This is a genomic window from [Flexibacter] sp. ATCC 35208, from assembly GCF_001975825.1.
Lineage (GTDB): Bacteria > Bacteroidota > Bacteroidia > Chitinophagales > Chitinophagaceae > Chitinophaga.
The window spans coordinates 1-5,920 of sequence record NZ_MTKN01000134.1 but is presented as its reverse complement, the minus strand read 5'-3'; the positions used below and the strand labels follow the sequence as shown (position 1 = coordinate 5,920).

The window sequence follows — 5,920 nt, the reverse complement described above, 5'->3', positions numbered from 1 at the left end:
GAGGTCCGAATACTTACGCAGTTGGTTATCGTACTGACTAAATAAAAAGGTAATATTCTGATGCAATACACCACTAGGATTGGAAGTATCAGTAGGCTGAGTTACCGCAAATATTGTAACACCATAATTCTCCCTTAATTCCTCTGCTAATTTAATGGCTGCGCCTCCTGTTCGGGAGAAACGATCCAGCGTGTAAACTAATATATGGCTCACTTTTCCCTTGCGCGTTTTAATAAAGTCCAACATTCGATTAAACTCTTTACGACCATCGGTTTTGGCGCTTTCATAAGTGCCGCCAAAGTAACCGATGATGCCTAAATTATTCTTTCGGGCAGATTCTTCAATTGATTTACGTTGAACATCCAGACTTAAATTATGGTCTGCTTGTTCCTTGCTGGATACTCTGGTGTATATCACAGCAGCCTGCGCAACCACTTTTACAGGCTGCTTTTTGGAATAGTTTCCAAATTGTTTGAAAGCATTAATAATACTCATGCGGCTAATTTTTCAGGTATTGGATTAATATTTACAACGGGTGTATCAACGGGTTCTAAATGGTTAACAGATAGTAGGATCTTCGCCAATATTTTAAGGAATTTTAAAGTCTCTAAGTCTGATATATTTATGGATTCAGTATTCTCTGATGTTTCAGTTAACTCAATGTTAGGCATATAACAAAAGTGATTTGAAGGAATTGTATTTAATAAGGGAGTATAAACTTAATTATACTCCCTATTGCGGATACTACTATTCATCTTCTTCATCTTCATCCTCGTCTTCTTCATCACTGTTATCGGCTATCATATCCTCTATCTTATGAATAACTTTCCTGTCTTGTTTACTGTACTGCAATTCAAGACTGATGATATCCTCATCTTCATCTACTTCCGTGATGATATGCTCTAGTTCGTGTTCGCAAATTAAATTGCATACCTCCAGCATAATATTTGATGGAATATCAAATTGTTGTTTTGTGAGTTTAATCATAAATTTTTTTTTATTCTACAAAGTTACCACCGTCGAAAATGGCACTTTCCCGTTAATGTCGGTTTATGCAACTTTATGTCTGATATTGCTTAATTAGGCTGTATAAGTCATGAAAAGGCTATTATCAGGATTACCAATATCCATTTGAAAGCAAATTGAAAACATAATGAAAACGGGTTGAAAATAATTGAGCACTATTTGATTTCAATTGAAACATGTTTAAATACTATTGTTTCGATCTTTATCTTCTGCTCGGACTAACATTTCTACCATGTCAACTTTATAATATTTACAAAGTCGTAGTAATCTAGTAACATAGAAGTTTTCGTACAATCCTTTTTCCACCTTACAGAGTATGCTTGGAGACATTTTTGTATCCTTCGCAACTGACTTCATACTTTTCTTTTGACTTTTACGTAATGAAAACAGTTCTTGCCCAAGACATCGCATGAAATAGTTCAATCGCTGCTCTGCATTATGCTTACTATTATTAGGTTTACTCATTGGCTATCTACAATTAAAGGGAAACTCACTGGTTGAGCAGCTTCCAAACTAAGTCGTTTCTTTTCGTACAGCTTTTCAACCAAACCTAATATGATCGTAACCCTTTCCATTATTGCTTTTGTAACTTCAGTAGATACCGTGTACTTCTCTTTATAACGGGCTTCTGAATATGCTCTATTCAAAGTATTAAAAAGGTATGTTTCTTCTTTTGTCAATCGAGGAAAAACAACCATTAATTCCTGAGAGAAATTACCTACCAGGTCTAACAACCGGGAAAGATTACGAGTTGTAGGCCGATAACCTGTACAAACCTTTAATATAGCAATACAGGCATGTTCTACAGACTGATGTAAATCAATAACGGTCTGCTCATTCCAGCCGTTCTCAAAACAATAATTAGCTGTCTTTAAGAAACGATGTGCCAAGCCAAAATACTTTTGCCAGTTGTCTTCTATCAATTTTTTCAATATAGTACTTTCCAGTTCCTGTGGCGGAATGGTTAAATCTGAACCATTATTATACAGGATTGTACCATAACGAAATACTGTAGAAACAAACCGTTTACCCTTCTCTAATCCCTTGTTAACAGCTTTCTGTTGTTCTATTACAGTAGTGGTATTACACTCTAACGCTACTGCATGTTGTTCTACAATTTCAATTATTTCATGTTGTGACCTCTTCTCGTCATCATTTGTTATAAGCAATAAATCATAAGTAGGATACATTGTTCTAATGTGGGTTTCTCCATAAAAAAAGCAACTCCAATCGCTCATGGTAGTAGTTCGATAACCATAACAGATAATTTTTAAAGGAGAAACAGTTTGTACAATTTTCTGTATTAACTGTACCAGCTGTGTTAGTTGTGGTTTAGAAAGCTGTAGAAAGTTAGTTGTGTTCATATTAATGAATTGAATTTTTAGAAATTGGGCTGGCCTGACATTGTGTATCAATCAGAAATAAAAAAGTTGTTCCTTTTTTGTCGCTCTTAACCAACATAAGATCCCCACCTAAAGTTTTAGCATAGAGTTTGCTGATATATAACCCTAAACCCGTTCCTCCCAAGCCTTCATCAATTGGCTGAAATGGTTGAAATAAGAAGGGAATTTTATCGGCAGGAATACCCTCTCCATGATCGGATATTTGGAATAGCAGGCGGGTTTTTCCCAAAGAACTGATATGAATTAAAATATCTGTATCAGAAGGGGCAAATTTCAGCGCGTTGTCTATTAAGTTCTTTAGAATCTGACCCAGTTTTATTTCATCTGTCATTATAAACTTAGGCACGGAACTAAGAAGGTTGATTTTTATTTTTACAGAACGGGTATCAGTGATTACTTTATACTGCTGAATCAGATCTTTTAACCATTGACGAATCTGGATACGTTTCGATACTGTATTTGTAGATATCTTTCCATCTCCAATAGTACTTGTTGCCATCATGTTATTTAAAACATGCAGAACATTTACACTCATAGAATTAATATGTGAAAGATAGAAGTCTGCATTCTTCATACTCTCTTTCTCATTCAGGAGCATTTTACTAGCAGTACAGATACCCGCTATCTGCGTTCTCATTTCATGTGCCAGCATTCCCATAAATCTTTGCATAGTTTCTAAATCTGTAGGGCTCGTTCTGACCGGGTTATTATGTAGTAATATCATAATATAATTTTGAGAGTGAATGACATTAAAAGACTACATTCGTCAATTATCTAATCCTTTTACCAATTGGTTCTCTTTTATGAATGAAAATAAAATAGGAGGTAACTCTAAACGGGCTTCTTCAATCAACTTTTTCATTTCATCGAAAGGCAGGTGGGAGTCTTCAGGAACTACAATGAGATAATCATAATTAGGCCCATTTTCACTGTTAAAATGACCGTCACAAAAAGAATAAATTCTTTTTGGCTTAACAGCTTCTTTAATGATTTTAACAATCTTTTCTTCAAGTGGCTTTTTACCATAGTTTGAGATATGTTGAATGTCTGTACCGCCATTTATCTGTAGTTTCCTTTTCTCTTTGTAGTCTTCATTAATTAAATGTGCGGCTTCTATAAGTTTTTGTATTTGTTCGAATAGTTCGACAATAGATACTCTAACATACTTATAGCTTTCCTTATTGAATTTGCCTGTCACAGTAGCTTTGAAAAATTCCCAGAACGTGCTTCTAATCCTTGGTAATTCGCTATAGTCAAAAAACTCATAGAGAATAAGGTAAGGGTCTTTGATCTTTTCAGTTCTGAGATTCTGTGGGAAATAGGCTGAATCTGGATATTCATTGCAACTCATAACAATTCGGGATTAAGAGTTAACAAATTATTCTCAGACAGGGTTAGATACGAAATAATTATAGTTAAAAAATAAGGATGAGAATTCTCAATAGCCTTACAATTCATAGCAAAACATTAAAGGGTGAAGAGGGGTGAAATTGAATTGCTTGTGAGGACTAACATTATGAGGGGCCTAAAATAAAAATAGACGTGGGTTAGTCCTCATCGTTCCTGAAGGGCTACGACACCCCGATGGCGAATAAGGACGCCCACGTCTTAACCTTAAAGATAATAAGGAAAACGTGAGCGATCTACCTTATTTCCCGCCATCTCCAAAAGGCCGTAGTTTTCAGGAGCGAGATAAAGCAAATGCGCTTTAAATATATTGTATTTCATCTGCTTCTATGAGCTATCAATAGAATGCATTCAGATCATTTTAATTACCTCTAATATAGATAAAATAACTTAAAGTCATTAAATAAACTTGTAGTTATTGTTATTTGATTGATTGATAATACTTTGATGCATTTTTTGTTAGTTGCAATATGCCAGGTCAAAGAAGAAAATATAATAGAATAAAAATTGTACTGTTAGAAAAAGAAAAGACCAATATATGGTTAGCTGAACAGCTAGGGGTAAGCGCAACTGCTGTGTCAAAATGGTGTACAAATCGGAATCAGCCCACAGTTGAAACGTTATTTAAAATTGCGAACATTTTGGATGTTGCGGTCTGCGGACTATTGATAAGTAATAAATAAATCTATTTTAGTAATTAGTTTAATAATAAGAGTTCTAATGCAATAAGGAGGATTAATTAATAGACAATACGAAGAAAAATCTACCAGAATAGAAATGAGTATAATTGTTGAATATCCAATAATCAAAGGTTCATCATTTCCATTTAACGGTATTTGGAAGTTGGAGCTTATAAATCCTCATACCGTTATGAAGTAGTTCAATACCAAAATTAAAGTTGGCATTAATCCACTTAATCTCCAATATCAAGCATTAATCATCATTTAACAGAAATTAATCCCGTTATGTGTAAAATTAAAAGCTTTCCAGACCTTGAAGCTTTCGCTGAATTCAATAAAAAATTATTTGAACAGAACTATTTTGTTTATTACTATTTTCAATCAGCGTTACAAAATATTTTCACCAGCAATGGTTCAATAGATGTCTATGACTTTTTCAACCTTTCAACAAAAAATGACTGTGATGATATAATATGCCTTTTCTATGAGGGTAATTATATAATTATGGGCAATTATTGGGATTCAGAGATATTAGAATGCCTCATAAAAAGAATTGATTTTTCAAGATTTCACACTAGGTTTCATTTCTCAGGTAAGACCTCACTACTAGTAGATTTATTTAATCAAATAAAAATGCCGTATAAAATATACAAGGATCGTGAGATTATGGAATGCAAAGAAACAAATGACATAAAATTGGTTGATAAGGGAGGGAAATTTAAAGTCGCGACAATGAGCCATTTACCACAGCTTATCAAAATGTTAATTGATTATTATGCCACTGAATGGCATGGTGATTTAGTTATGTCAAAAGAGAGGGCTAAAAACACTCTTCAACGTACAATAAGTAGAGAAAAGGTCTTCATTTGGGAAAAACAGGGTAAGGTCTTGTCAATGGCATCAATAATTAATGAAAATAAATTATCACCCATAATTGGAGGATTGTATACACCCATGGAAAATAGGAATAACAGATACGCCACTAATTTATTAACAGAAATTTCAAAAAGGCAATTGGCCTCGAAGATGCAAGCATGTTGCCTTATTTCCGATAAGACTAACAATATAACCTCGAAAATATTTCAAAAAATTGGTTATTTACCAATATACGAATGGACCACGTTTGAAATTAATTCGCCCAATTAATTTTATAAATACCTAAGCAGCAGCTTGCTATGCAAGTCAATTCAATACAATAAGGCCCCTAATAATTAACACCAAAACAGATTCAAGTTGAAGAATATTAAAGAATATGACTTATTTGATGGAGAATGGCTGTGCTATAAATCTGAATTATGTAGTATAGCAAGCTCTATCGATTTCCCCCATAGTACAAATTTATCTTCTTATGTAAATGATCTCTGCTTTTCCTATTTCAACCAATGTGTAATCGGCAGATAACAA

The 5,920-nt window shown here is 33.9% G+C and carries 8 protein-coding genes; 2 read left to right on the top strand and 6 right to left on the bottom strand.

The window, feature by feature from the left end:
• The 6 genes from BW716_RS34270 to BW716_RS34240 form a co-directional block, all read right to left on the bottom strand.
• On the bottom strand, positions 1-495 hold a 495-nt coding region (locus BW716_RS34270; protein WP_143709213.1), incomplete at its 3' end, for a recombinase family protein.
• 252 nt (positions 496-747) lie between these two features.
• The gene (locus BW716_RS34260) at positions 748-987 is read right to left on the bottom strand and encodes a hypothetical protein (protein WP_083730551.1); all 240 of its coding nucleotides are present in this window, start codon (positions 985-987) and stop codon (positions 748-750) included.
• Between the two features lie 219 nt (positions 988-1,206).
• Positions 1,207-1,437, bottom strand: coding sequence for a helix-turn-helix domain-containing protein (locus BW716_RS39325; protein WP_368678277.1), 231 nt, complete (start codon positions 1,435-1,437; stop codon positions 1,207-1,209).
• Between the two features lie 50 nt (positions 1,438-1,487).
• Positions 1,488-2,390: a HEPN domain-containing protein gene (locus tag BW716_RS34250; protein WP_083730549.1), complete on the bottom strand. Its 903-nt coding sequence runs from the start codon at positions 2,388-2,390 to the stop codon at positions 1,488-1,490.
• 1 nt (position 2,391) lies between these two features.
• A complete protein-coding gene (locus BW716_RS34245) occupies positions 2,392-3,099 on the bottom strand; it encodes a sensor histidine kinase KdpD (RefSeq protein WP_179091405.1) in 708 nt (235 codons plus the stop codon).
• A gap of 96 nt (positions 3,100-3,195) precedes the next feature.
• Positions 3,196-3,780: a hypothetical protein gene (locus BW716_RS34240; protein ID WP_083730547.1), complete on the bottom strand. Its 585-nt coding sequence runs from the start codon at positions 3,778-3,780 to the stop codon at positions 3,196-3,198.
• A gap of 526 nt (positions 3,781-4,306) precedes the next feature.
• Between BW716_RS34240 and BW716_RS34235 the strand changes: the two genes are divergently transcribed.
• On the top strand, positions 4,307-4,519 hold the full coding sequence (locus BW716_RS34235; protein WP_083730546.1) for a helix-turn-helix transcriptional regulator: 213 nt from the start codon (positions 4,307-4,309) through the stop codon (positions 4,517-4,519).
• Between the two features lie 282 nt (positions 4,520-4,801).
• On the top strand, positions 4,802-5,662 hold the full coding sequence (locus BW716_RS34230; RefSeq protein ID WP_083730545.1) for a GNAT family N-acetyltransferase: 861 nt from the start codon (positions 4,802-4,804) through the stop codon (positions 5,660-5,662).
• Positions 5,663-5,920: the final 258 nt, after the last annotated feature.